This window comes from Streptomyces sp. NPDC050548, assembly GCF_044457385.1.
Classification (GTDB): domain Bacteria; phylum Actinomycetota; class Actinomycetes; order Streptomycetales; family Streptomycetaceae; genus Streptomyces.
In genome coordinates this window covers 313352-336278 of sequence record NZ_JBITGV010000007.1, presented here as the reverse complement: position 1 = coordinate 336278, position 22927 = coordinate 313352, and the positions used below count along the sequence as shown (strand labels likewise).

22 protein-coding genes and 1 pseudogene are annotated in these 22927 nt (G+C 71.5%); 4 read left to right on the top strand and 19 right to left on the bottom strand.

Annotation, left to right across the window (positions count from 1 at the left end; translation table 11 throughout):
* The 15 genes from ACIBJH_RS21930 to ACIBJH_RS21860 all read right to left on the bottom strand — a co-directional run.
* On the bottom strand, positions 1-1441 hold a 1441-nt coding region (locus ACIBJH_RS21930; RefSeq protein WP_399118514.1), incomplete at its 3' end, for a histidine kinase.
* 10 nt (positions 1442-1451) lie between these two features.
* Positions 1452-2666, bottom strand: a complete 1215-nt coding sequence (locus tag ACIBJH_RS21925) for an acyltransferase (protein ID WP_399118513.1) — start codon at positions 2664-2666, stop codon at positions 1452-1454.
* On the bottom strand, positions 2659-3726 hold the full coding sequence (locus ACIBJH_RS21920) for an alpha/beta hydrolase (protein ID WP_399118512.1): 1068 nt from the start codon (positions 3724-3726) through the stop codon (positions 2659-2661). The genes ACIBJH_RS21925 and ACIBJH_RS21920 overlap by 8 nt, the downstream gene beginning before the upstream one ends.
* Before the next feature lie 172 nt (positions 3727-3898).
* Positions 3899-4792, bottom strand: a complete 894-nt coding sequence (locus ACIBJH_RS21915; RefSeq protein ID WP_399118511.1) for an alpha/beta hydrolase family protein — start codon at positions 4790-4792, stop codon at positions 3899-3901.
* 298 nt (positions 4793-5090) lie between these two features.
* On the bottom strand, positions 5091-6287 hold the full coding sequence (kynU, locus tag ACIBJH_RS21910; protein ID WP_399118510.1) for a kynureninase: 1197 nt from the start codon (positions 6285-6287) through the stop codon (positions 5091-5093).
* Positions 6280-7119, bottom strand: coding sequence for a tryptophan 2,3-dioxygenase family protein (locus ACIBJH_RS21905; protein WP_399118509.1), 840 nt, complete (start codon positions 7117-7119; stop codon positions 6280-6282). Before ACIBJH_RS21905 ends, kynU begins: the two co-directional genes overlap by 8 nt.
* 162 nt (positions 7120-7281) lie before the next feature.
* Positions 7282-7695 carry a DUF3151 domain-containing protein gene (locus ACIBJH_RS21900; RefSeq protein WP_033284811.1) on the bottom strand — a complete coding sequence of 138 codons (414 nt, stop codon included), beginning with the start codon at positions 7693-7695 and terminating at the stop codon, positions 7282-7284.
* A gap of 46 nt (positions 7696-7741) precedes the next feature.
* On the bottom strand, positions 7742-9220 hold the full coding sequence (locus ACIBJH_RS21895; protein ID WP_399118508.1) for an MFS transporter: 1479 nt from the start codon (positions 9218-9220) through the stop codon (positions 7742-7744).
* 60 nt (positions 9221-9280) lie between these two features.
* Positions 9281-10303 carry a class II fructose-bisphosphate aldolase gene (gene fbaA / locus ACIBJH_RS21890; RefSeq protein ID WP_399118507.1) on the bottom strand — a complete coding sequence of 341 codons (1023 nt, stop codon included), beginning with the start codon at positions 10301-10303 and terminating at the stop codon, positions 9281-9283.
* Positions 10304-10435: 132 nt separating this feature from the next.
* Complete coding sequence (gene pyrE / locus ACIBJH_RS21885; protein ID WP_399118506.1) at positions 10436-10984, bottom strand: orotate phosphoribosyltransferase; 549 nt, start codon at positions 10982-10984, stop codon at positions 10436-10438.
* A 31-nt stretch (positions 10985-11015) separates the two neighbouring features.
* Entirely contained in the window at positions 11016-11804 is a 789-nt protein-coding gene (locus tag ACIBJH_RS21880) for an aldose 1-epimerase (RefSeq protein WP_399118505.1), read from the bottom strand.
* A 21-nt stretch (positions 11805-11825) separates the two neighbouring features.
* Complete coding sequence (locus ACIBJH_RS21875) at positions 11826-12638, bottom strand: SRPBCC family protein (protein WP_399118503.1); 813 nt, start codon at positions 12636-12638, stop codon at positions 11826-11828.
* Between the two features lie 165 nt (positions 12639-12803).
* Positions 12804-14399 (bottom strand): polyamine aminopropyltransferase, encoded by a 1596-nt coding sequence (locus ACIBJH_RS21870; protein ID WP_399118502.1) that lies wholly within the window; start codon positions 14397-14399, stop codon positions 12804-12806.
* Positions 14400-14527: 128 nt separating this feature from the next.
* Positions 14528-15064 (bottom strand): DUF2617 family protein, encoded by a 537-nt coding sequence (locus ACIBJH_RS21865; protein WP_399118501.1) that lies wholly within the window; start codon positions 15062-15064, stop codon positions 14528-14530.
* Between the two features lie 328 nt (positions 15065-15392).
* Positions 15393-15689, bottom strand: coding sequence for a hypothetical protein (locus ACIBJH_RS21860; protein ID WP_399118500.1), 297 nt, complete (start codon positions 15687-15689; stop codon positions 15393-15395).
* A gap of 129 nt (positions 15690-15818) precedes the next feature.
* On the opposite strand from ACIBJH_RS21860, the gene ACIBJH_RS21855 reads away from it, so the two are divergent.
* Both ACIBJH_RS21855 and ACIBJH_RS21850 read left to right on the top strand, forming a co-directional pair.
* Entirely contained in the window at positions 15819-17009 is a 1191-nt protein-coding gene (locus ACIBJH_RS21855; protein ID WP_399118499.1) for a pyridoxal phosphate-dependent aminotransferase, read from the top strand.
* 21 nt (positions 17010-17030) lie between these two features.
* Complete coding sequence (locus ACIBJH_RS21850) at positions 17031-17732, top strand: HAD-IA family hydrolase (RefSeq protein WP_399118498.1); 702 nt, start codon at positions 17031-17033, stop codon at positions 17730-17732.
* On the opposite strand, the pseudogene ACIBJH_RS21845 reads toward ACIBJH_RS21850, so the two are convergent.
* Together ACIBJH_RS21845 and ACIBJH_RS21840 are read right to left on the bottom strand one after the other, a co-directional pair.
* Positions 17652-17899: pseudogene (locus ACIBJH_RS21845) on the bottom strand (hypothetical protein). The gene ACIBJH_RS21850 and the pseudogene ACIBJH_RS21845 sit on opposite strands and share 81 nt — an antisense overlap.
* Before the next feature lie 148 nt (positions 17900-18047).
* Entirely contained in the window at positions 18048-18584 is a 537-nt protein-coding gene (locus ACIBJH_RS21840) for a YbjN domain-containing protein (protein ID WP_200711395.1), read from the bottom strand.
* Between the two features lie 108 nt (positions 18585-18692).
* On the opposite strand from ACIBJH_RS21840, the gene ACIBJH_RS21835 reads away from it, so the two are divergent.
* Positions 18693-19157 carry a hypothetical protein gene (locus ACIBJH_RS21835; RefSeq protein ID WP_399118497.1) on the top strand — a complete coding sequence of 155 codons (465 nt, stop codon included), beginning with the start codon at positions 18693-18695 and terminating at the stop codon, positions 19155-19157.
* Positions 19158-19167: 10 nt separating this feature from the next.
* Here the strand turns inward: ACIBJH_RS21835 and clpB are convergent, their stop codons facing one another.
* Positions 19168-21765, bottom strand: coding sequence for an ATP-dependent chaperone ClpB (gene clpB, locus ACIBJH_RS21830; RefSeq protein ID WP_399118496.1), 2598 nt, complete (start codon positions 21763-21765; stop codon positions 19168-19170).
* A gap of 121 nt (positions 21766-21886) precedes the next feature.
* Between clpB and ACIBJH_RS21825 the strand changes: the two genes are divergently transcribed.
* On the top strand, positions 21887-22300 hold the full coding sequence (locus ACIBJH_RS21825) for a pyridoxamine 5'-phosphate oxidase family protein (protein ID WP_399118495.1): 414 nt from the start codon (positions 21887-21889) through the stop codon (positions 22298-22300).
* 140 nt (positions 22301-22440) lie between these two features.
* Here ACIBJH_RS21825 and ACIBJH_RS21820 read toward each other — a convergent pair whose 3' ends face one another.
* On the bottom strand, positions 22441-22776 hold the full coding sequence (locus tag ACIBJH_RS21820; protein WP_399118494.1) for a hypothetical protein: 336 nt from the start codon (positions 22774-22776) through the stop codon (positions 22441-22443).
* Positions 22777-22927 lie beyond the last annotated feature (151 nt).

Below are 22927 nucleotides of genomic sequence, written 5' to 3'. Positions count from 1 at the left end.
GGAGGCCGTCAGGGCCGTGGAGGCCGTCAGGGCCGTGGAGGCCGTCAGGGCCGTGGAGGCCGTCAGGGCCGTGGAGGCCGTCAGGGCCGTGGAGGCCGTCAGGGCCGTGGAGGCCATGGGGGCCCTCGGGTTCGTCGGGGAGTGCGACGCCGTCCCTCGGCAGGAACGCGACGACCGCGAAGCCGCCCTGGAACGTTCTCGCCGCGGTCAGGTGGCCGCCGAGCATGGCCGCGCGCTCCCGCATGCCGAGCAGGCCGTGCCCGGCGCCCGGGGAGGGCGGGGCGGCCTGCTGCGGGCGGGAGTTGGTGATGATCAGCCGTAGTCCGTCGGGGTCGTGGGCGACCTCGACGGCGACGGTGGAGCCGGGGGCGTGCCGCAGCGCGTTGCTCAGGGCCTCCTGGACGATCCGGTACGCCGACAGCTCCACGCCGGGTGCCAGCGGGCGCACCTCGCCTCTCACGTCGCCGCGTACGTCGAGACCGGCGGCCCTGGTGTTCTCTATCAGGGCGTCCAGGCGGTCGAGGGTGGGCTGCGGGGCGTCGGGGGCGGCACCCGTGCCGGGGGCGGTCAGGGCGTAGGGGTCGTCGGGATACTCCGGGTTCTCCGAGCGGAGCACGCCGAGGACCCGGCGCAGTTCGGCGAGGGCTTCGAGGGCGTTCTGTCTGATGCCGGCGAGATTCTCCTTGAGTTCCTCCGGCGGGTTCTCGACCAGGAGGGGCGCCACTTGGGCCTGGATGGAGATCACCGACATGTGGTGGGCGACCACGTCGTGCAGCTCGCGGGCGATACGGCTGCGCTCCTCCAGGAGTGTGCGCCGGTTGCGCTCCTCCGCCGTGATCGTGACCTGCTCCACGAGCTTGGTACGGGCCTCGGCGCGACCACGCAGGGCGGTGCCGATGAGGACGGCCACCGCGCAGACGGCCACCGCGACCATGCCCGTCGAGGAGTAGTGCCGGGCGCCGACCAGACCCTGGATGACGAACGTCGTCAGGGCGGTCGCGGCCAGCGCCGCGAGAGCCTTGCGGGTGGGCACGCGCAGGGCCACGAGCAGCAGGACGGCGGCCTGGACGACGACTTCGGTGGCGCTCCAGGGCCAGTCGGGGCCGGGGGTCGTGCCCGGGAGGGGGTCCATGGTGGGGAGGGGATCCATGGCGGCACGCACGGTCAGCGCGGTGAAGGCCGTGGCGGTGAGGGACAGGGCCCAGGCGGGGACGGGCCGGCGCAGGGCGAGGACCAGGGCGACGCCCTGCGCGAAACCGGACAACAAGCCCTGGAAAACGCCCAGTTGGTTCTCGCTCATCATCTCGTCCATTCCCACCAGGGAGAGGCCGAGAGCGGCGAGGGAGACGAGGGCGTACGTGATGTACCGCAGCCAGCGGTGTCCGGGGAACAGGACGGGTGCGGTGTGCGGGGGTCCGGCACCGTCGGCAACTGCGTTCACCCGGTCAACCCTAGGCACGGCGAGGGCTCTTCGCTGCCGGGTGGGGCGGGTGGGTGTGGGCGCGGGCGACCCGTGAGCGGCGTGACGGGAGACGGGACGGGCGGCGGGACGGGCGGTGTCCCGGTCCCTGTTCGTAGACCCGGAACGCCGCCCAGCAGACCGTCAGCGCGAGCGCGAACACCGGGAGCCAGGCCAGTCGGGCCGCCACCCAGGTCAGGTCGTCGGGGCGGGTGTGCAGGCCGGGCAGAGGACCGGCGGGCAGGGTCGCGGCCGTGGTGGCCATGAGGGCCGTCTGGTGCCAGAGGAAGACCGTCATCGCCGAGAGGTTGACCAGGGCCACGGCCGACCAGGCGAGCGGGCGGCGCAGCGCGCGGCGCAACCGGTCCCGGAGCAGCAGGGCCAGGCCGCACTGGGCCAGGCCGAAGGTGACGGCGGCCAGGGTCGGCGGGTCCAGGTTGGAGATCGTGGTGCCGGGGACGCCGACCATCGACGCCGGGTAGCCCGCCCACAGGACGAGAGCAGCCGTCGCCGCCGTACCGCCGGCCAGCAGGACCCAGCCCGCCCGGGCCCGGTCCAGCTCGCCGCGGGTCCAGGCCGCGCCGAGGGTGTAGGGCACGAGCCAGCCCGCCGCGACGTTGACCCAGCCGAGCCAGGAGGGGCCGCCGAGCCCGAAACGGATCAGGTCCACGTGCAGTACGACGGCCAGCGGCCACAGCGGGTTGAGCCGGGTCAGCAGCGGGGTGGCCGCCGTCAGGCCCGCGAACACGACCAGGAACCACATCGGGGACAACGCCAGTTTGACCAAGGCGCGGACCGTGTCGAAGTCCGTGCCGGACAGGAGCAGCGCGAGTGCCGTCACCGTCCACACGACGAGGACCGCGGCGACCGGGGTGAACAGCCGCGACAGCCGGGCGGCTAGCCACTGACCGTACGTCGTGCCGCGAGCGCGTGCGGAGGCGTAGCCCCGGGTCGCCACATGGCCGCCGACCAGGAAGAACACCGCCAGCGTCTGGAAGATCCAGGAGATGGGCGCGAGCCACGGCATGTCCCGCAGCGGGCTCGTCGTGTGCAGGGTGCCGCCGTCCGCGACCAGGGCCGTCACCAGCCAGTGGCCCAGGACGACACCGAGGATCGCGAAGGCGCGCAGGGCGTCCACGGCACGGTCCCGGTCGGGCGGGGTCGCGGCGTCGAGGCGGACGGCGGCCCGGCGGAGTCGTTCACGCATGGGGAGTCACCTCCTTGGTCTCGCCGAGGACGATCCGGGCGAGGTTGGCCAGGGAGGCCGAGCCCGGTGAGAAGTAGTCGCTGTGGCCGCCGTCCCCAGCCGCGAAGACGCGGGCGCCGAACTCCGGGGACACCGGATCCGTACCGAAGCCGACGGTCGTGCCGAACAGGTCGGCGCTGACGTGCGGGACGTCCCCCACCCAGTCGTCGGTGCCGCGCGCCGCCCAGACGCGGGCCGAAGTACGCAGTCCCGCAACGGAGTCGGCGCCCGTGCCGGCGCTGCCGACGAGGACGAGGTCGGACACGTCCAGGCCGGCGGCGGCCCGGCCGCACACGACCGTGCCGTACGAGTGGCACAGCAGCGCGATCCGCGCCGTGCGGCCGGTGACGGCGTGCAGCTGCCGTATGAACTCCCTTAGGTGCGGGGCCGCTTGGTCCGCTCTGCTTGCGGTCAGCACCGTGGCGCTCACCGTGCGCGGGGTGGCGTAGCCGAGCCAGGACACCACCGCCGTACGGGAGTTCGGGGCGTCGTGGGTGAGTTGGCGGCGCAGGTTCAGCGCGGTGGCGCGGAAGCGGTCGTAGGTGTCGAGCGAGGTGTCCGAGCCCGGGACCAGGACGGCTATGCGGTCGGCGTGGGCCAGGTCGCCGAGGACCTCCGTCGCCAGGCCGGGGCCGCGGCCGTCGTAGGCGAGGAGGTGCCGGGCCGGGTCGGCCATGGCACGGTCCGTCGCGGCGCGGTGCTCGTCGCCGTCGGCGGCGGCCATGCGGGACGCCTCGGCGGCGTTGGCGCCGTTCGCCGCGTACGTCTCGGCCAACGTGGCCGCGGTGAGCGGGGCGAGCGCGGCCGGAGCGGGGCCGGGGATCTCGGGCCGGGCCGCGGCCGACAGGGGGATCACGACGGCGCCTATGACGAGCGCGGCGAGGAGCGCGCGGCGCCAACTGCCCGTACGGCGCGGCTTGTTGTGGTCGACGCGTGGCGCCTCGGCCTCCCCGGCCGGACCCCTCTTCGCCGGGTCGGCTACCGCCGTACCGGTCTCCGCCCAGGCATCAACGACCCCCATGTCCGTCTCCCCTCCCGCACCGGCCGCCGTCGGGCCGATCTGGAAGGGAAATTACGGATCCGCGGTCGTCGTCCGCGTCCCGCCAGGGAACTCACCTGCGCCGTAGCTCTCAGGTACTACGGGTATGACCGGGGTGGAGGAAACCCGACTGACGTCGGCCGAAGTCGGCGGCTCACCACGCCAGTTGTGCGATCTCCTCCGCCACCACCGCGCACGCGTCCGCCGCCGGGTCGATCAGGGGGAAATGGCCGACGTCCTCAAGGAGCGTGAGGCCCACGACCTCGCCGGACTTCGCCGCCGCGTCCGCGTACGACTCGGCGACCGCCTGCGGGACCACGAGGTCGGCGCGGCCCTGGACCAGCGCGGTCGCGATGCCGGTGGGCAGCAGGAGCGTCGGATCGGCGTACGGCAGGCGCTCCGCGAACTTGGCCTCTCCACCCAGGAGTTGACCCGCCGCTCCCCCGCACACCGCGAGCTTCTCGGCGACCGTGAAGTCCGCGATCGGGGCGAGGGCGACCACACCGCGCAGCGCGGCGGGGGCGTCGGTGCGCCAGGGGGCGTCCTTGGGGAGGACGTGCCGGGCCGCCGCCCACAGCGCGAGATGGCCGCCCGCCGAGTGGCCGGTGAGCACCGTGCGGCGCGGATCGGCCTGCGGAAGCGCCTCCCGGACGAGGGCGGGCAGTGCGTCGAGCGCGGCCGCGACGTCGTCGAAGGTCTCCGGCCAGCGGCCCGCGACCGGGCCCGTACCGCCCTGCGCGGGCAGCGCCGACCCCCGCCGGTACTCGACATTGGCCACCGCGAACCCCCGGCGGGCCAGGAAGTCCGCGAACGGGGTGATGTGCCGACGGTCGTACGGCGCCCGCCACGCACCCCCGTGCAGGACGACGACCAGCGGCGCCGGTTCGCCCGGCACCCGCTCGCCGTGCGGGGCGTAGAAGTCGATCACCTGGTCGGGGTGGTCGCCGTACGCGGCGGTGCCGTCGGGTTCCACGGCGGGGTGCGAGAAGGCCGACTCCTCTTCCACGGCGGCTGCGGCGGCACGTGCGGCAGCGGCGTCGTCCGGCATGCTCCAACCTCTCAGCGACGATGGGGGCACCTCCCAGGCTTTCGGCACTGGGGGAGGACTTGGACGGATCAGGATGTGACGGGATATGGCGACCAGGAGAGAAACACACGGAGAAATTCGGCCGTCGGCCGGGACGCTACCAGGCCAGTGACGTGCACGGAGACCGCGGTTGTCACGCTCGGTGAGGCGTAAACGGTTCTGCGGTGCACGTCACCGGCACGTCACTGGCACTTCGTCGACTTCTAACCGCTCCAGTGATCTACGACGGTTAGATCGAGGTACACAGTTCCCAGAGGTCCTACCGGACCAGCTCCCCCAGCACCCGCGCCGCCCGCTCCACGTCCCCGAACCCGACGTACAGCGGCGTGAATCCGAAGCGCAGCACGTCCGGGTGCCGGAAGTCGCCGACCACACCCCGCTCGATCAGCCGCCGCATCACGTCACCGGCGTCCGCGCAGCGCAGCGCGACCTGGCTCCCCCGCTCCGCATGGGCGACCGGAGTCACCGACTCCACCCGCCCGGACGGCACGTACGACGCCACGCACTCCAGGAAGAAGTCCGTCAGGGCAAGGGACTTGGCCCGTACCGCCCCGACCGAGACGCCGTCGGCGTCCCACACGTCGAGGGCCGCCTCCAGGGCGAGCATGGACAGGATGTCCGGGGTGCCGACCCGGCCGCGCAGCGCGCCCGGCGCCGGTTCGTAGGCGGGCCGCATGCCGAAGGGTTCGGCGTGCGAGTTCCAGCCCGGGAGCGGGGAGTCGAAGCGGCTCTGGAGATCGGACCGCACATACAGGTACGCCGGTGAACCCGGGCCGCCGTTCAGGTACTTGTAGGTGCAGCCGACCGCGAGGTCCACGCCGTGCTCGTCGAGTCCGACCGGCAGGGCGCCCGCGCTGTGGCACAGGTCCCAGACGGCCACGGCGCCCGCCGCGTGTACGGCGGCGGTGAGCGCGGGCAGGTCGTGCAGCCGGCCGGTGCGGTAGTCGACGTGGTTGAGGAGCACCGCCGCCGTACGGTCGCCGAGCACGTCCGGCACCTCGGCCGGGGCCACCGGCCGCACCGTACAGCCGGTCATCCGGGCCGCCGACTCGGCGATGTACCCGTCCGTGGGGAAAGTCGTCGCGTCGACGACGATCTCGTCCCGCCCCGAGCCGCCCGTCATCCGCACGGCCGCCACAACCGCCTTGAACACATTGACACTTGTGGAGTCGCCGACGACGATCTGCCCGGCCGCGGCCCCGACCAGCGAGGCGATCCGGTCGCCGATCCGCTCGGGCGCGGTCCACCAGCCGCTCTCGTCCCAGGACCGGATCCGCAGCTCGCCCCACTGCCGCCGTACGACGTCCTCGACCCGGCCCGGGACCCCCACCGGCAGTGCGCCGAGCGAGTTCCCGTCCAGGTAGACCACATCGTCGCCGAGGACGAACTGCGCACGCACGCCCGCGAGTTCATCGGCGGCGTCCAACTTCTCTGCCTTCAGCGCGAGTTCAGACATGGGAGCGCGCCGTCCACAGCTCGGGGAACACGTTCTTCTGCGCGCGCTTCTCCAGCCAGGCGACGCCCGCGGAGCCACCGGTCCCGGTCTTCGCGCCCATGGCACGCCGGGTGGCGACGAGATGATCGTTCCGCCATCGCCACACCAGCTCGGCGACATCGGTCAACGCCTCGCCGAGCCGGGCGAGTTCGTCGCCGGGGTCACCGGAGTAGAGGGCGGTCCACACCTCCTCCACCTCCGCCGACGGCTCGTAGCGCAGCGACACGTCACGCGCGAGCACGGCCCCGGGGACCGTGTGGCCGCGCCGGTCGAGGAGCCTCAACACCTCGTCGTAGAGGCTCGGTTCGTGCAGCGCCTTCTCCAACTCGGCGTGCACGCGCGGTGCGCCTCGGTGCGGGACGAGCATGGACGCGGACTTCTCGCCGAGCAGGAACTCCATCCGGCGGTACATCGCCGACTGGAAGCCGCTGCCCTCGCCGAGGGCGGCGCGGTACGAGTTGAACTGCGCCGGCGTGAGTTGTCCGAGGGGCCGCCAGGAGGCGTTGAGCGCCTCCAGCTCCCGTACGGAACGCTTCAGCGCGTCGATCGCGACCGGCACTTGGTCCTCGCGCAGGGCCCGCGCGGCGGTCTCCCACTCGTGCACGATGACGGTGAACCACAGCTCCATCACCTGGGTGGTGACCAGGAAGACCATCTCTCCGGGGTCGTCGGAGCGGGTGTGCTGGAGGTGGGTGAGGACGTCCGCCTGGACGTAGTCCTCGTAGGGGGTCGTTCCCTGGAAGTCGAGATGCGGGGCCTCGGGCTCCTGCGTTTCCTGAGCCTGCTGGGACATCGCTGTCTCCTGATGCGTACTCCGGGTAGCGGTCCGCCCCTGCCGAATTCCGACACGGGGGCCCCGGTCCCCACCGGGCATCCTGCACAATCGTCCCGCAAGACCGCAAGGTCCGCCTGGTCACACCAGGCGGACCCGCATCACCGCACCCGGACTACGGCACTAGCCCAGCGTCTGGGCCGCCGTCGGCGAGGAATCCTTCAGGAACTGGCTGCACCGCGCGTACTCCTCCTGCTCCCCGATCGCCTGCGCGGCCCGCGCGAGGGCGTGCAGGGCGCGCAGGAAGCCACGGTTCGGCTCGTGCTCCCAGGGCACCGGACCGTGCCCCTTCCAGCCGTTGCGCCGCAGCGAGTCGAGCCCGCGGTGGTAGCCCGTACGGGCATAGGCGTACGACTCCACGACGCTGCCCCGCTCGAACGCGTCGTCGGCCAGCAGGGCCCAGGCGAGCGAGGAGGTCGGATACTTCGCGGCGACATCGGCGGGCGTCGCCCCGCTCGCGAGAAGGTCGCGCGGCCCGGGGTCTTCGGGGAGGTGGGTCGGGGGCGGTCCCCCGAGGAGGTTCTCGTGAATCGTCATGGGTTCCAGTCTCCCCCAGGGGCGGGGATTGCCTGGCATCCCCCCGCTACCCCGCGTCGAGCCGCCCCTTCCCCACCCGTGGCTCCAGCGGCGGGGCCGTGATCGAGCCGTGGGTGAGGCACTCGGGGTGGCGGCAGTCCGGGGGTGGGCGCCGTACCGTCGCGTAGGCCAGGATCGAACCCGCCACCAGCGCACCGGCACACCACCACATCGCCCGGTCGAAGGCGTGGTCGAAGGCGGTCGCCGAGCGGTACGCCTCCGAGCCCATCCCGGCGAGCAGCGGCAGCGCGGCGATCGCGATGAGGCCGGCCGCGCGGGCCGCCGCGTTGTTGATGCCGCTGGCCAGGCCGGCGCGGGCGGTGTCGACGGAGGCGAGGACCGTGGCCGTCAGCGGAGCGACCAGGATGACCATGCCGCTGCCCATCACCAGGAGGGCGGGTACGACGTCGGTGAGGTAGGAGGCGTCGGGGCCGACCCGCATCATCAGCAGCATCGCCGCCGCGCACAGCAACGGCCCGACGGTGAGCGGGATGCGGGGGCCGATGCGCTGGGCCAGTTCGCCGGAGCGGGCCGAGAAGAGGAGCATCAGGGCGGTGGTGGGGAGCAGGGCCGTGCCGGCCTCCAGCGCCGAATAGCCTGCCACCACCTGGAGTTGGAGCGCCGTCAGGAAGAAGAAGCCGCTGAAGGCCGCGTACACGCAGAGCGTGACCAGGTTGACCGCCGTGAACTGGCGGGACGCGAAGATGCCCGGCGGCATCATCGGATCGGGGCTGCGTTTCTCGACGTGGACGAAGGCGACCCCGGCGGCCACGCCCGCGACGGCCGTGACGATCACGACCGGCAGTGAGCCGTCGCCCGCCTCGATCAGCGCGTACGTCACCAACGCCAGCGCGATCGCGCCGAGTGCCGCGCCCAGTACGTCGAAGCGGCCGTGCGCGCGGCCGTCCGCCGACTCGGGGACATGGCGTACGGCGATGGGGGCACAGACCAGCGCCATCGGGACGTTGATCAGGAACACCCAGCGCCAGCCGGGGCCGTCCACCAGCCAGCCGCCCAGGAACGGGCCGATCGCCGCGCCGATACCGCCGAAGCCGGACCACAGGCCGACCGCCCTGGCCCGGTCGTCGGGGTGGAAGGAGGCCTGGATGAGGGCGAGGGAGCCGGGGGTGAGGAGCGCGCCGCCGATGCCCTGGAGCGCGCGGGCGGCGATCAGGACCCCGGCGTTGGGGGCCAGGCCGCAGAGCAGGGAGGCCGCCGCGAACCAGACCACGCCGAGGACGAAGATCTTGCGGCGGCCGTAGCGGTCGCCGAGCGAGCCGCCGAGGAGGATCAGACCGGCCAGCGTGAGCATGTACGCGTTGACCGTCCACTGGAGGGCGGCCAGGTCGGCGTTCAGGTCGCGGCCGATGCGGGGCAGGGCGACGTTGACGACGGTGGAGTCCACCATGGCCATGCTGGAGCCGAGGACGGTGGTCAGCAGGATCCACTTGCCCTGGGGCGAGGCGATGCGCACATCGGAGGACATGCCCCCAGGTATACAGCGACCCCGGTGCCGTAGCACCGGGGTCGCGGCAGACCGTACCGGTTACTTGATCTTCGTGCCCGTCGAGCGCAGGTTCGCGCAGGCCTCGGTGACGCGCGCGGCCATCGACGCCTCGGCCAGCTTGCCCCAGGTGCGCGGGTCGTAGGTCTTCTTGGAGCCGACCTCGCCGTCGACCTTCAGGACGCCGTCGTAGTTGCGGAACATGTGGTCCGCGACCGGGCGCGTGAACGCGTACTGGGTGTCGGTGTCGAGGTTCATCTTCACCACGCCGTTCTCCAGCGCGGTGGCGATCTCCTGCTCGGTGGAGCCGGAGCCGCCGTGGAAGACGAAGTCGAACGGGGACGCCTTGCCGTACTTCGCGGCCACGCCGTCGCTCAGCTCCTTGAGCAGCTCGGGGCGCAGGACGACATTGCCCGGCTTGTACACGCCGTGCACGTTGCCGAAGGACGCGGCCAGCAGGTAGCGGCCCTTCTCGCCGAGGCCGAGCGCCTCGACCGTACGGATCGCGTCGTCGACGGTGGTGTAGAGGGAGTCGTTGATCTCGTGCGAGACGCCGTCCTCCTCGCCGCCGGTCGGGGTGATCTCCACCTCAAGGATGATCTTCGCGGCGGCGGCGCGGGCCAGCAGCTCCTGCGCGATGGCGAGGTTGTCGGCGAGGGTCTCCGCCGAACCGTCCCACATGTGGGACTGGAACAGCGGGTTGCCGCCGGCCTTCACGCGCTCCTCGGAGACCGCGAGCAGCGGACGGACGTAGCCGTCGAGCTTGTCCTTGGGGCAGTGGTCGGTGTGCAGCGCGACCGTGACCGGGTACTTCTGGGCGACGATGTGCGCGAACTCGGCGAGCGCCACGGAACCCGTGACCATCTCCTTGGCGTACTGGCCGCCCAGGAACTCGGCGCCACCCGTGGAGATCTGGACGATGCCGTCGCTCTCGGCCTCCGCGAAGCCGCGCAGCGCAGCGTGCAGGGTCTGGGTCGAGGTCACGTTGATGGCCGGGTAGGCGAACTTGCCTGCCTTCGCCCGGTCGAGCATCTCGTTGTAGACCTCGGGGGTTGCGATGGGCATGGTCCGCTCCTTGGTATCTGCGGGTTGGCGATCTTCGCGATCTGCGTACTACGGCCCTGACCTAGACCTTGGGGTTCGACGTCGTCGTCGTGCCCATCTTTCCAGACGTGGCCGGATGCTAGGAGCGTCCGGTCAGTCCAGGCCCAGCTCGTCCTTGGAAAAGGCGAAGAGGTACGGCACTCCCGCGCCCGCCTCGATCTTCTCGGCGGCGCCGGTCGCCCGGTCCACGATGGTGGCGACGCCGACGACCTCGGCACCGGCCGCGCGCACGGCCTCGACGGCGGTGAGCGGGGAACCGCCGGTGGTGGAGGTGTCCTCGACGACCAGGACCCGGCGGCCCGCGATCTCCGGGCCCTCCACCTGGCGCTGCATGCCGTGCGCCTTCGCGGCCTTGCGCACGACGAAGGCGTCCAGCCTCTGTCCGCGCGCGGCGGCGGCGTGCAGCATCGAGGTGGCGACCGGGTCGGCGCCCATGGTCAGGCCGCCGACCGCGTCGAAGTCGAGGTCGGCGGTCAGGTCCAGCAGCACCTGACCGACGAGCGGGGCGGCCTCCCCGTCGAGGGTGACGCGCCGGAGGTCGACGTAGTAGTCGGCCTCCAGTCCCGACGACAGGGTCACCTTGCCGTGCACCACGGCCTTGTCCTTGATCTGCTGCAGCAGCGCGCCGCGTACGTCCGTCATGCCGCCCAGCTTAGAGGCGATGTCCACCGGCCTAGAAGCGCGTCCAGGCCCAGGTCATCGTGGCTTCCAGCGGCTCGATCAGGGTGACCAGGCGGGGCAGGGTGTTGAGGCCGTTGGGCGGTCCGGTCTGCGGTTCCACGCAGACGGCGGCCTCCTGCTCGTCGTAGACGACGACCCACTGCTCGGGGCTCGTCACCTTCAGCGCCAGCTGTCCCGGCCAGGTGAGCGTGACGTCGACGCCGTCCGGCATGCCGAAGCAGTCGTCCCAGGGGCTGGGCTTCACGTCGATGCGGTTGCCGGTGGGGAGGTGGTCGTCGCCGCGCTCCTCCTGCCAGGCGGGGCTGAAGTCGACGAGCACGTCCTCGCCGCCGAGGCTGCGGTTGAACCACGGGTGCCAGCCGATCTGCGCCGGGAACGAGTCGCCGTGCGCCTCGATCGCCATGGTGAGCGTCAGGGTGTCCGCGGTCAGCGCGACGGCCTGGGTGACGCGGCCCGGGAAGGGCCACGGCTCGACCAGGTCGTACGTGATGACCGTCTCGTCGGCCGTCCGGCGGGCGGTGCGCCAGGCGCCGTCGCGGACGGTGCCGTGGATGGCGTGCGGCGGGGAGTTGAGGGGCATCTGGTGGACGGTCCCGCCGTCCACGAAGCGGCCGTCGCGGATCCGCCCGCACCAGGGGACCATCGGGAAGCACCCGAACCGCTCGCCCTGGCGCAGCAGTTCGGTGCCGCCGACGCGAAGTCCTCCGATACGGCCGCCGTTGCCAGGCTGCACCGTCACTTCCGCGTCGCCCGCGGTCAGCGTGATCTCTTCGTTACTCACGGCACGACCCTACTGGGCCGCTCAACGGCGTTTGCGCAGCACCCTGTTCACCACGATCGCCGAGGCCAGGACCAGCGCGGCGGCGGGGGCCGCCCAGCGGAGCGTGGCGTTCGCCGAGACGGTCTGCGGCGCGGGGACGGGCGCGTAACGCCCGCGCGGCGGCGCGTGGTCGACCTCCTCCGCGCTGCGGCCGATCATCGTGCGGCGCGCGTGCGCGGCCTCGGCGGGCGGCTGAGGGGTCTCGGCGAAGGTCTCGGTGACGTGGAGTTCCTCGATGGCGCCCGCCATGTCCGTCTCCGGGGCGTCGAGATCCACGTCGTCCGCCGCCACGTCGTCCGCGTCGTCAACTTCTACGTCGTCTACGTCTACGTCTGCGCCTACGTCGTCCACGGCGTCGGTGTCGTCGGCCCGCTCCGGCTCCTCGCCCAGGTTCGCCGCGAACCGCTCCAGCAGCCTGGTCGTCGCCGCGCTCACCGCGTCCGGGGCCAGTTCGGTGACCCGGCCGTCCACGGTCGCCGTACCGTCGAAGGTGATCGTCGAGCCGCCGTCGGACGCGCGGACGCGCAGGGTGAGGGCGAGTTTGACGGAGCCGGTGCCGCGGGCCTCGGTCGCGTCGCCCTCGACGGCGTACGTACCGTCGTCCCGGGCGGTGACGCGGAGGGAACCGCGGTAGGTGATGGAGTGGCCGCCGACGCGCACCTTCAGGCGGCCCGCGACGGGTTCGGTGCCGGCGTCCTGCTGGAGGCCGGGGACGGCGCGGGCGACCCGGGCGGGGTCGGCGAGCGCGGATCGCAGCCGCTCGGGGGGAACCGGAACGTGCACCTCATGCTCCATGCTTGCGGAGCCTACCCAGGTTGACCGGGGGTGCACGTGCCGTTGGTCGGAAGTGGTGGTGTGTTGGTGCGGGCGTCGCGGGGGCTGCCGCCCCCACACCCCCGCTTCGGCCTGGACGGCCTCGTCCTCAAACGCCGGACCGGCTGAAAAATCACCGGCGTCGGATCAGTACCGCGGATGCACCAGCGTCGATGCCGGCAGGCCCGGCACCCGGGTCCGCTCCGCCGCCCGTACGTCGCTCCTCAACCCCGGCTCCGCCGGCACCACCCCCCGCGCCGCCAGCACGAACCCCCAGTCGCGTGGGGAGCGGGACGTTCCGGCCGTGCGGTCGGGGCCCGCCGCGAAGCCGGAGACCCGGCCGCCGACGCGGTACGGGACGGGGTGGAGACCGGCCGCGCGGACGGTGGAGACCACCGTCCAGAAGACGCGGCGCCGGGAGGAGACCGGTCCCGCGTGCACGACCAGGCGGCCCCGCTCGGTGAGGGCGCGGCGGGCGAGGCCGTAGAACTCCTGGGAGTAGAGCTTGGTGCTGGCGGTGATGCCGGGGTCGGGGAGGTCGGCGATGACCACGTCGTACGTCCCGGGGTGGACCCGGCGCAGCAGGTCGAAGGCGTCGCCGGTGGTGACGTGGACGCGGCGGTCGCCGTAGACGTGGTCGTTGAGCGCGGCCAGGGCGGCGTCGTGGCGGGCCAACTGGACGACCGCCGCGTCGAGTTCGACGATGTCGACGCGGAGCACGCCCCGGTGGCGGAGGACGTCGCGAGCCGCGAGGCCGTCGCCGCCGCCGAGGATGAGGACCCGTGCGTGGGGGCCGTTCATCGCGGGAGCCACGAGGGCCTGGTGGTAGCGGTGCTCGTCGCGGCCACTGACCCTGAGGCGGCCGTCGAGGAAGAGGTCGAGGGGGCGGCCGTGGTCGCCGCCGGTGAGGACGACCTCCTGGACGTCGGTCTGGAGGGCGACGCGGACGTCCTTGCCGTAGACGGCGTGCCGTGCGGCCCGTTCGAAGTCGTCGACGAGTACGGCGGCGGAGGCGAGCAGGCCGAGGACCGTGAGATTGGCGATCACCAGGAGCCAGCGGCCCCGGCGGGTGAGGTCGCGGCGGAACAGGCCGAGGACGAGACAGCCGCCGGCGACCACGTTGACCGTGCCGGTGAGCAGGGTGCCGGTCAACTGGCCCAGGAACGGGAGGAGCAGGAAGGGGAACGCCAGGCCGCCGACCAGTGCGCCCACGTAGTCCGCCGCGAAGAGGTCGGCCACCGCGCCGCCCGCGTCCTGGCGGCGGATGCGCTGGATCAGCTCCATCAGCAACGGCACCTCGGCGCCGATCAGCAGGCCGATCGCGAGGGAGAAGGCGACCAGGAGACAGCGCGGACCCTGTGCCCAGGGGCCGCCCCAGTTCCCGGTCCAGGCGAAGACCGCGTACAACGCCATCGCACTGCAGCCGCCGATCAGCGCGAGGGCCGCCTCGACCGCGCCGAAACCGGCCGCCGCGTGCCAGCGCAGGCGTTTCGCGGCGAGCGAGCCGATGCCCATCGCGAAGACCATCACGGAGAGGACGACGGACGCCTGGGTGACCGAGTCGCCGATCAAGTACGAGGCGAGGGCGACGAGTTCGAGTTCGTACACGAGTCCGCAGGCCGCGCAGACGAAGACCCCCGCGAGCACCAGGAACCGGCCCGTGCCCGGCCGTACGGGCAGCCGCGCGGGGCCTGCCCACGGCGGCTGGGTACCCGGCCGGGCCGGCGCGTGCGGTTCGATCACGCTGCGACGTTACGTCACGGGACGGGCACGCTTCGTCACCCACACGTGTGGAATGTGTTTACGACGGCCGGGACCGGTGTCGTATCCCCGCGGCCCCGGATCCTCAGACAGGAGACGGCACCGGATCCTCAGACAGGAGACGGCACCGGATGGGCCACCGGCACCCGCACGCCCACCCTCGTCCGCGTCGCGACCAGCTGGCCGTCCTGCGGATAGGCGTGCCAGGTGCGCCAGTGCACCTGGCCCTCGTAGCGCTGCGCGAGCAGCGCGGTGAAGGCGTGCGGGCTGCCGGGGAAGACGCCCGCCAGACCGTTGGGATGGTCGGCGACCAGGGCCAGCAGTTCCTGGGCGCGGCCCGCGAACTGCCCCGGGGACAGCACCTCGACCCGGGCCGCGAACTCGTACTCCCAGTCGCCGACCCGCTTGGCGACCCCGAGCGGCAGCGGTGTGCTGGAACCCGGGATGCACGCGACCGTCTCCGAACAGCTGCCCCGCTCCTCGTCCAGGAGTACCTGGTGGGACGCGCCGAGCAGTCTCAACTGGAGCCGCGCACCGGCGAGTTCCAGGTCGAGTGTGGCCAGCGCGGGAAGCGGCTCACGCCCCAGGGTCCAGGCGAGGTCGGCCGCGCGCGTGTCGGTGTAGGAGGTCTGAAGGGTCGTGAGCATGGATCGGCTCCGCTAGCACGCAAAGAAAAGGCAGGAGGGAGGTGTGGGGGTCTGGCACACCCCGGCCGACACCGGGACATCGGCCCGGTCGGCCCAGTCAGGAGAAGGTGTCTGCAAGCGCCCGAGGGGCTGCGTCGGTGAGGTAGAGGGAATCATGAACGGTGGCGCCGCCACAGTCTTTTTACCCAACTTCGTGGGGTTTCCATCCCTCAGGGGGCTCCACAGCTCAACTGTTCAACCAAGGCGTACGCCCAGGCGTGTCGGGCGCGCGCCGGAGCGCCCGCCGGGAGCGGTCTCCCGGCGGGCGCTCCACCCCCCGTCGTACTGGTCAGCTGCCCCCTCCGCAGCCGCCTCCGCCCCCGCAGGACGACCCTCCGCCGCACGACGAGCCGCCTCCGCAGGAGGAGTGCCCGCCACCGCAGGAGTGGTGGCCGCCACCGTGGTGCCCCCCGGAGGACGAACCGCTGTCCCCGGCCCACCAGCTGCTCGTACCGGCCGCGGTTCCCCCGCCGCGGACCCCGGCCCGGCGACCCGACCCCTTGCCGATCCTGCTCCTGCGGCCCGCGCGCACGACCGCCGCTACGAAGACGACCGCGATCACCGCCAGGATGACGAAGAAGAACATGGCGTCACCCTCCTTCCGATTCCCCCGAAGCGGCCCCCCGTGGGCGCCTCGTGTGGTGCGTGAAGCAGGGATGCCCGGCGGTCTCACCAGCCAAAGCAGAGTTGAGGAAGTCCAGAGCTTGGGCGCAGGATGACGGGCATGACCTCCAGCGCACGCCCCCTCCTCAACCGCCGGCTCGCCGAGTTCGGAACGACGATCTTCGCCGAGATGTCCGCCCTCGCCCTGAAGACCGGGTCGATCAACCTCGGCCAGGGTTTCCCCGACACGGACGGCCCCGAGGAGATCCGCGAGGCGGCGGTCCGCGCGCTGCGCGACGGACGCGGCAACCAGTACCCGCCGGGCCCCGGCGTCCCCGAACTGCGCACCGCGATCACCGCCCACCAGGAACGCCGCTACGGCCTCTCCTACGACCCCGACGCCGAGGTCCTGGTCACGGCGGGCGCGACGGAGGCGATCGCCGCGGCGCTGCTGGCCCTGGTGGAACCGGGCGACGAGGTCATCGCCTTCGAGCCGTACTACGACTCCTACGCCGCCTGCATCGCGATGGCGGGCGGCACGCGCGTACCGGTCACGCTCCGCCCGCACGAAGGTTCGTTCCGCCTCGACCTCGACGAACTGCGCGCCGCCGTCACCGACCGCACCCGCCTCCTCCTGATCAACACCCCGCACAACCCCACCGGCACCGTCCTCACCCGCGAGGAACTCACCGCCATCGCCGAACTCGCCGTGGAACGCGACCTGTTGGTGATCACGGACGAGGTCTACGAGCACCTGGTGTTCGACGCGGCCGAGCACATTCCGCTCGCGACGTTCCCCGGGATGCGGGGGCGCACGGTGTCGATCGGCTCGGCCGGCAAGACCTTCTCCTTCACCGGCTGGAAGGTGGGCTGGGTGACGGGAACCCCGGACCTGGTCACGGCCGTACGCTCGGCGAAGCAGTTCCTCACCTACGTGGCGTCGGGCCCCTTCCAGTACGCGGTCGCGGAAGCCCTGTCCCTCCCCGACACATACTTCGACGCCTTCCGCGCGGACATGCTCGCCAAGCGGGACGTCCTGGCGACGGGCCTGACGGAGGCCGGCTTCGAGGTCTTCCGCCCGGCCGGCACGTACTTCATCACCACCGACATCCGCCCCCTCGGCGAGACCGACGGCTTCGCCTTCTGCCGCGCGCTGCCCGAGCGCGCCGGGGTCGTCGCCATCCCGAACGCGGTCTTCTACGACCACCGGGAAGCGGGGGCACCGTTCGTGCGGTTCGCGTTCTGCAAGCAGACGGCCGTGCTGGAGGAGGCCGTGGGGCGGCTGAAGTCGCCGGCGGGCTGAGCAGTGGAGGGGACCGGTACGGTGAAGTACGTCCTGTTCGACGTCGACGGCACGTTGATCGACGCCGTGGCCAACCAGCGCCTGGTGTGGCGGACTTGGGCACAGCGGTACGGTCTGGATCCCGACGAGGTCCACCAAGTGGCCTTGCGGACAAGGCCGATGGAGACCTTCGCCCGGGTCGCCCCGGACCGGGATCCCCAGGAGTGCCTGGCCGCTCTGCACGAACTGGAGGACGACGACGTCCGCTCCGGCGTCTATTCGGCCTACGACGGCGCTTCGGAACTGCTGAGCGCCCTGCGCCCCGGGGCCTGGGCCCTGGTGACCTCCAACTACGAGCACCGGGTGCGCGGGCGCTTCGCACGGACCGGGCTGCCGGTGCCGGAGGTACTGGTGGACGCCGCCGCCGTCGAGGAGGGCAAGCCGTCACCGGTGCCGTATCTGCGGGCCGCGGCACGACTCGGCGCCGCGCCGGAGGACTGTCTCGTCATCGAGGACGCGCCGTCCGGGGTGCGGGCCGGGCTGGACGCCGGGATGACGGTGTGGGGTGTGAACGCCCCCGTGGCGGTGGACGGCGTGCACCGCCACTACGGCAGCCTGCGCGCGGCGGTCCGCGACATCCTCGCGTTCGCCTCCGGCAGCCTCTCAGGAGAGCCGGAGGTCTATCCAGGGGATGGTCTCCCCGGGCAGTGGATACCGCTCGGTCTCGACGAAGCCGTGCCGTAGTGCGAACCGCAGTCGTCGCGATAGGCGATCTCCAAGTGGTGGCGCCGGGCGCGTTCCCGCACGTCGTCCAAGGAGAGGGTGCGGGTAGGGATGATCACCTTGTGGACGTGCTGCCAGTCTTTCAACGTGGCGTCGTCGTCCGGCTGTTGAATGCGAAGGCCAGGCATCCGGGCAGCGAACCCGAACACCTCCTGGACGTCAACTCCGGAAACGACGAGAGCCCGGTCCCCGCACACGACGGTGGTGGTCGCGTACCGGGCCGGGCTCTCGTTCACAGAAGTACTACGGGTGCTACGGGTGCTACGGGACCGAGGGTTACTCCTCGTCGCCCTCGTCCTCAGGCTTCTCGACCGCCTCGTCGACCTCCTCGGTCAGACCGAGCTGCTCGACGAGCCAGCGGTCGAACTCGATGGCGGCGCGCACCCAGCTGACCGTCGAGGAGACGAAGTGGTTCAGGTCGACGCCGGTGCCGATCAGCATCTGCGCCTCGCCGATCAGACGGACGGTGCCGTCGTCGTGCGTGTGGCTGTAGACCTTGGGCCACAGGGTGCGGCGGTTCCAGTCGTCGATGGACTCCAGCAGCTGCGGCTTGGAGTCGATCTCGTGGGGACGGTCGTAGAACGTCCGGACCGAGAAGACGAGCTGGTCGTCCTCACCGCGGAACATGAAGTACGTACGGAACTGCTCCCACGGCGCCGCGAGGTCACCTTCGTCGTCGACGACATACTTCAGCTCCATCTGTTCGAGGAGCTGCTTCACGAGGTCCTGATCCGGGACGACGGGGCCCGCCGGTCCTTGCTGCGGCTCGGGCTGGCCCCCGAAGTTCGGAATCGAGGACGGGTCGATGCTCACCGTGTATTTCCCTTCGTACGGATTCCGCCATCCTCCCCCATCCGGGGAGGGGCGTGGCAACCCCTGCCGGGTCTGTCCGCCACGGGCTGACCGGATACGGTCATGCACATGCGGACTACGACGCGGTGGCTGCTCCGGGGAATGTGGTGGGCGTGCCTGGTTTTCGTCGTGGGGGCGGCCTGGTGGTTCGGACGCACGATGTTCTACGCCGCCTCCAGTGACGACCCTCCCGGCACCGTCACCAGCGCCGGCTGCGCCGAGGCCATGGACTTCTCCGGCGCCGCGCTGCCGGAGGGCACCCGGGACGAGGACTGCACCTCGTACACCTGGGGAGGCCAGGCGTACGACGGCAGTTTCCGCATGCCTCGCACGGCGGTGCGCGGCTGGCTGACGGCGTCGTTCCCGGACGCCACGGACTTCCCCTGCGACGGGGACGACGACAAGTGCGTCCACGCCCTCCGCGAAACGCACGCGCACACGCCCGGCGCCTACGCCGTGACGGTGAGCGTGCACTACGAGGGCGGGTCCGCTGGGGACACCGCCCTCGTCACCTTCGACGCGAGTTCCTACTGAGCGCCGGACGTCACAGCGTCTTCCCGGTCGCCGGCCCCACGATCAGCCCGTCGCCGAACGCGTCCACCCGGACCGTGTCGCCGTCCTTGATCTCGCCCGCCAGGATCTCCTTGGCGAGGCGGTCGCCGATCGCGGTCTGCACCAGCCGCCGCAGCGGTCGGGCGCCGTAGGCCGGGTCGTTGCCGTTGTCCGCGAGCCAGGTCAGGGCCTCGTCGGTGATCTCCAGGGTGAGGCGGCGTTCCGCGAGGCGCTTGGCCAGGCGGCCGATCTGGAGCGCGGCGATCCGGCCCAGCTCCTCCCGGTCGAGGGCGGAGAAGACCACCAGGTCGTCCAGGCGGTTGAGGAACTCCGGCTTGAAGGAGGCCCGGACCACCTGGAGGACCTGTGCCTTCTTCTCGTCCTCGCCCGTGAGCGGGTCGATCAGGAAGTTGCTGCCCAGGTTCGAGGTGAGGATCAGGATCGTGTTGCGGAAGTCGACCGTACGGCCCTGACCGTCCGTCAACCGGCCGTCGTCCAGCACCTGGAGCAGGACGTCGAAGACCTCCGGGTGCGCCTTCTCGACCTCGTCCAGCAGGATCACCGAGTACGGGCGCCTGCGCACCGCCTCCGTGAGCTGGCCGCCCTCCTCGTAGCCGACGTAGCCGGGAGGCGCGCCGACCAGCCGGGCCACGCTGTGCTTCTCGCCGTACTCCGACATGTCGATGCGGACCATGGCGCGTTCGTCGTCGAAGAGGAAGTCCGCCAACGCCTTCGCCAGCTCCGTCTTGCCTACGCCCGTCGGGCCGAGGAAGAGGAACGAGCCGGTCGGGCGGTCGGGGTCCGCGATACCCGCGCGGGTGCGTCGTACGGCGTCGGAGACCGCCTGTACGGCCTCCTGCTGGCCGATGAGCCGGCGGCCCAACTCCTCCTCCATGCGCAGGAGTTTCTGCGTCTCGCCCTCCAGGAGACGGCCTGCGGGGATGCCGGTCCAGGAACCCACCACGTCCGCGATGTCGTCGGGGCCGACCTCCTCCTTGACCATGGTGTCCTTGGAGGCTTCCTCCTCCGCCTGCGAGGCCTCCTCCAAGTCCCGCTCCAGGGTGGGGATCTCGCCGTAGAGCAGTTTGGAGGCGGTGTCGAAGTCGCCGTCGCGCTGGGCGCGTTCGGCCTGGCCGCGGAGTTCGTCGAGCTTCTCCTTCAGCTCGCCGACCCGGTTGAGGGACTGCTTCTCCTTCTCCCAGCGGGCGTTGAGGCCGCGGAGTTCCTCCTCGCGGTCGGCGAGGTCGCGGCGCAGCTTCTCCAGGCGTTCGATGGAGGCGGCGTCCGTCTCCTTGTCGAGTGCCAGCTCCTCCATCTTCAACCGGTCGACGGAGCGCTGGAGTTCGTCGATCTCGACCGGGGAGGAATCAATTTCCATCCGCAGTCTGGACGCCGCCTCGTCGACGAGGTCGATCGCCTTGTCGGGGAGGAAGCGGGAGGTGATGTAGCGGTCGGAGAGGGTCGCGGCGGCGACCAGCGCGCTGTCCGCGATGACGACCTTGTGGTGGGCCTCGTAGCGGCCCTTCAGACCGCGCAGGATCGCGATGGTGTCCTCGACGGACGGCTCGGCGACCAGCACCTGCTGGAAGCGGCGCTCCAGCGCCGGGTCCTTCTCGATGCGCTCGCGGTACTCGTCGAGGGTGGTCGCGCCGACCATGCGGAGTTCGCCGCGGGCGAGCATCGGCTTCAGCATGTTGCCGGCGTCCATGGCGGAGTCTCCGCCGGCGCCCGCGCCCACGACGGTGTGCAGTTCGTCGATGAAGGTGATGATCTGGCCGTCGGAGTCCTTGATCTCGGCCAGGACGGTCTTGAGCCGCTCCTCGAACTCGCCGCGGTACTTCGCGCCCGCGACCATCGCACCGAGGTCCAGGGAGACCAGCCGCTTGTTCTTCAGCGACTCCGGCACGTCCCCCTTGACGATCCGCTGGGCCAGCCCCTCGACGACGGCGGTCTTGCCGACGCCGGGCTCGCCGATGAGGACGGGGTTGTTCTTGGTGCGGCGGGACAGCACCTGGACGACCCGCCGGATCTCCTGGTCCCGCCCGATGACGGGGTCGAGCTTGCCCTCGCGCGCGGCGGCCGTGAAGTCCGTGCCGAACTTCTCCAGCGCCTTGTACTGCCCCTCGGGGTCGGGTGTGGTCACCCGGCGCCCTCCCCTGCTCTTCTGGAACGCGTCCAGCAGCTTCTTCGCACTGGCCCCCTGCTGGGAGAGTACGTCCCCGGCGGCGCCGCCCTTCGCGGCGATGCCGATCAGCAGGTGCTCGGTCGAGAGGTACTCGTCGCCGAGTTCCTTCGCGCGCTCGTCGGCGTCCGCGAGCACCGCGAGCAGTTCGCGGCTGGGCTGCGGGGGTGCGACGGTCGACCCGGTCACGCTGGGCAGCGAGGCGAGCACGCGCTCGGCCCCGGACCGTACGGCGGCCTGGTCGGCGTCGACGGCGGCCAGCAGGTCGGTGATGTTCTCGTTGTCCTCCCCCGCGAGCAGCGAGAGAAGCAGGTGCGCCGGGGTCAGATCGGCGTGCCCCGCGGTGACGGCGCGGCTGCTGGCCGCGTTGATCGCTTCCCGGCTCCTGTTGGTCAGCTCGGCGTCCACGTTCCGGTACTCCTCCTCCTACGGCCTTCGTGCACGGACTGACTCGGTCAACGTGCACAAAGTTGAGTCTATTCCACTCAAGGCAGTGACGGGGCGGATCGGGGGACTAAGTTCCGGAACCATGGCCTCACATCCGGTCGACCCGGGCGATCCCGACCCGTCATACCTCACCTTCTGGCAGGAACGGCATCTGTGCACCCTCACGACCCCGCGCCCCGACGGCAGCCCGCATGTCGTCCCTGTCGGAGTGACATACGACCCGCGGGCGCGGCTGGCTCGGGTGATCGCGGACAAGTCGAGCAGGAAGGTGGCGAACGTGCTGGCCGCCGGACCGCCCGGGGCGCGGGTCGCCGTGTGCCAGGTGGACGGGCGGCGCTGGGCGACGCTGGAGGGCCGGGCCTTCGTCCGCGCGGAGCCCGAGCGGGTCGCGGAGGCGGAGCGCCGGTACGCCGGGCGCTACGGGCGGACGCCGTCGCCGAACCCGTCACGGGTGGTGATCGAGATCGAGTTGACGCGGGCGCTGGGGCGAGGCTGAAGCGATCACTTCAGGCCACTGCGACTGGGCCCATACTCTGACATTTCGCCCAAACTGCAGCGGCGTCACCGTGTTCAGGTCACGGTGACGCCGCTGCGGGGGGAAGCACCTGAGCGATCTGTTACGACGGGGGAATCGCGTCAGGCACTGCGGGGGGTGGCTGAGATGGTCCGGACGTCGGGGGCATCCGTTTCCACCAGCCGATGGTCTCTCTGGTCAAGATTCACAAAGATCATTCCGTACCGGATGGCACATCGCACCGGCTGCGGCGCCCCCCGGGGCCGTCGCAGACATCGGTACGCCCGGACATCCTCGTCCTCGTCCCGCGTCACCACGACCGGCTCGCCGAACACGGTCACCATGAGCGAGTCACCGCTGTGGGGGATGGCGGTGGCCAGGTCGATGAAGTGCCAGCCGGAGCGGTAGGCCGTGGCCATTTCCCGGCGGAAGCTGCGGTCGTCCGGAGGAGTCGACATCGGGATCAATTCCAGGAAGTGTCATCGGTGTGATCCAGGCCGACAGACACCGAGCTCGAAGTACTGTCCGCTTGAACGTGACTCGACTTGCCTGCCAGGCCGCTCGCGACCCCAAGAACGACGACGGCGGACAGAGCAGCGGCAAGCACCG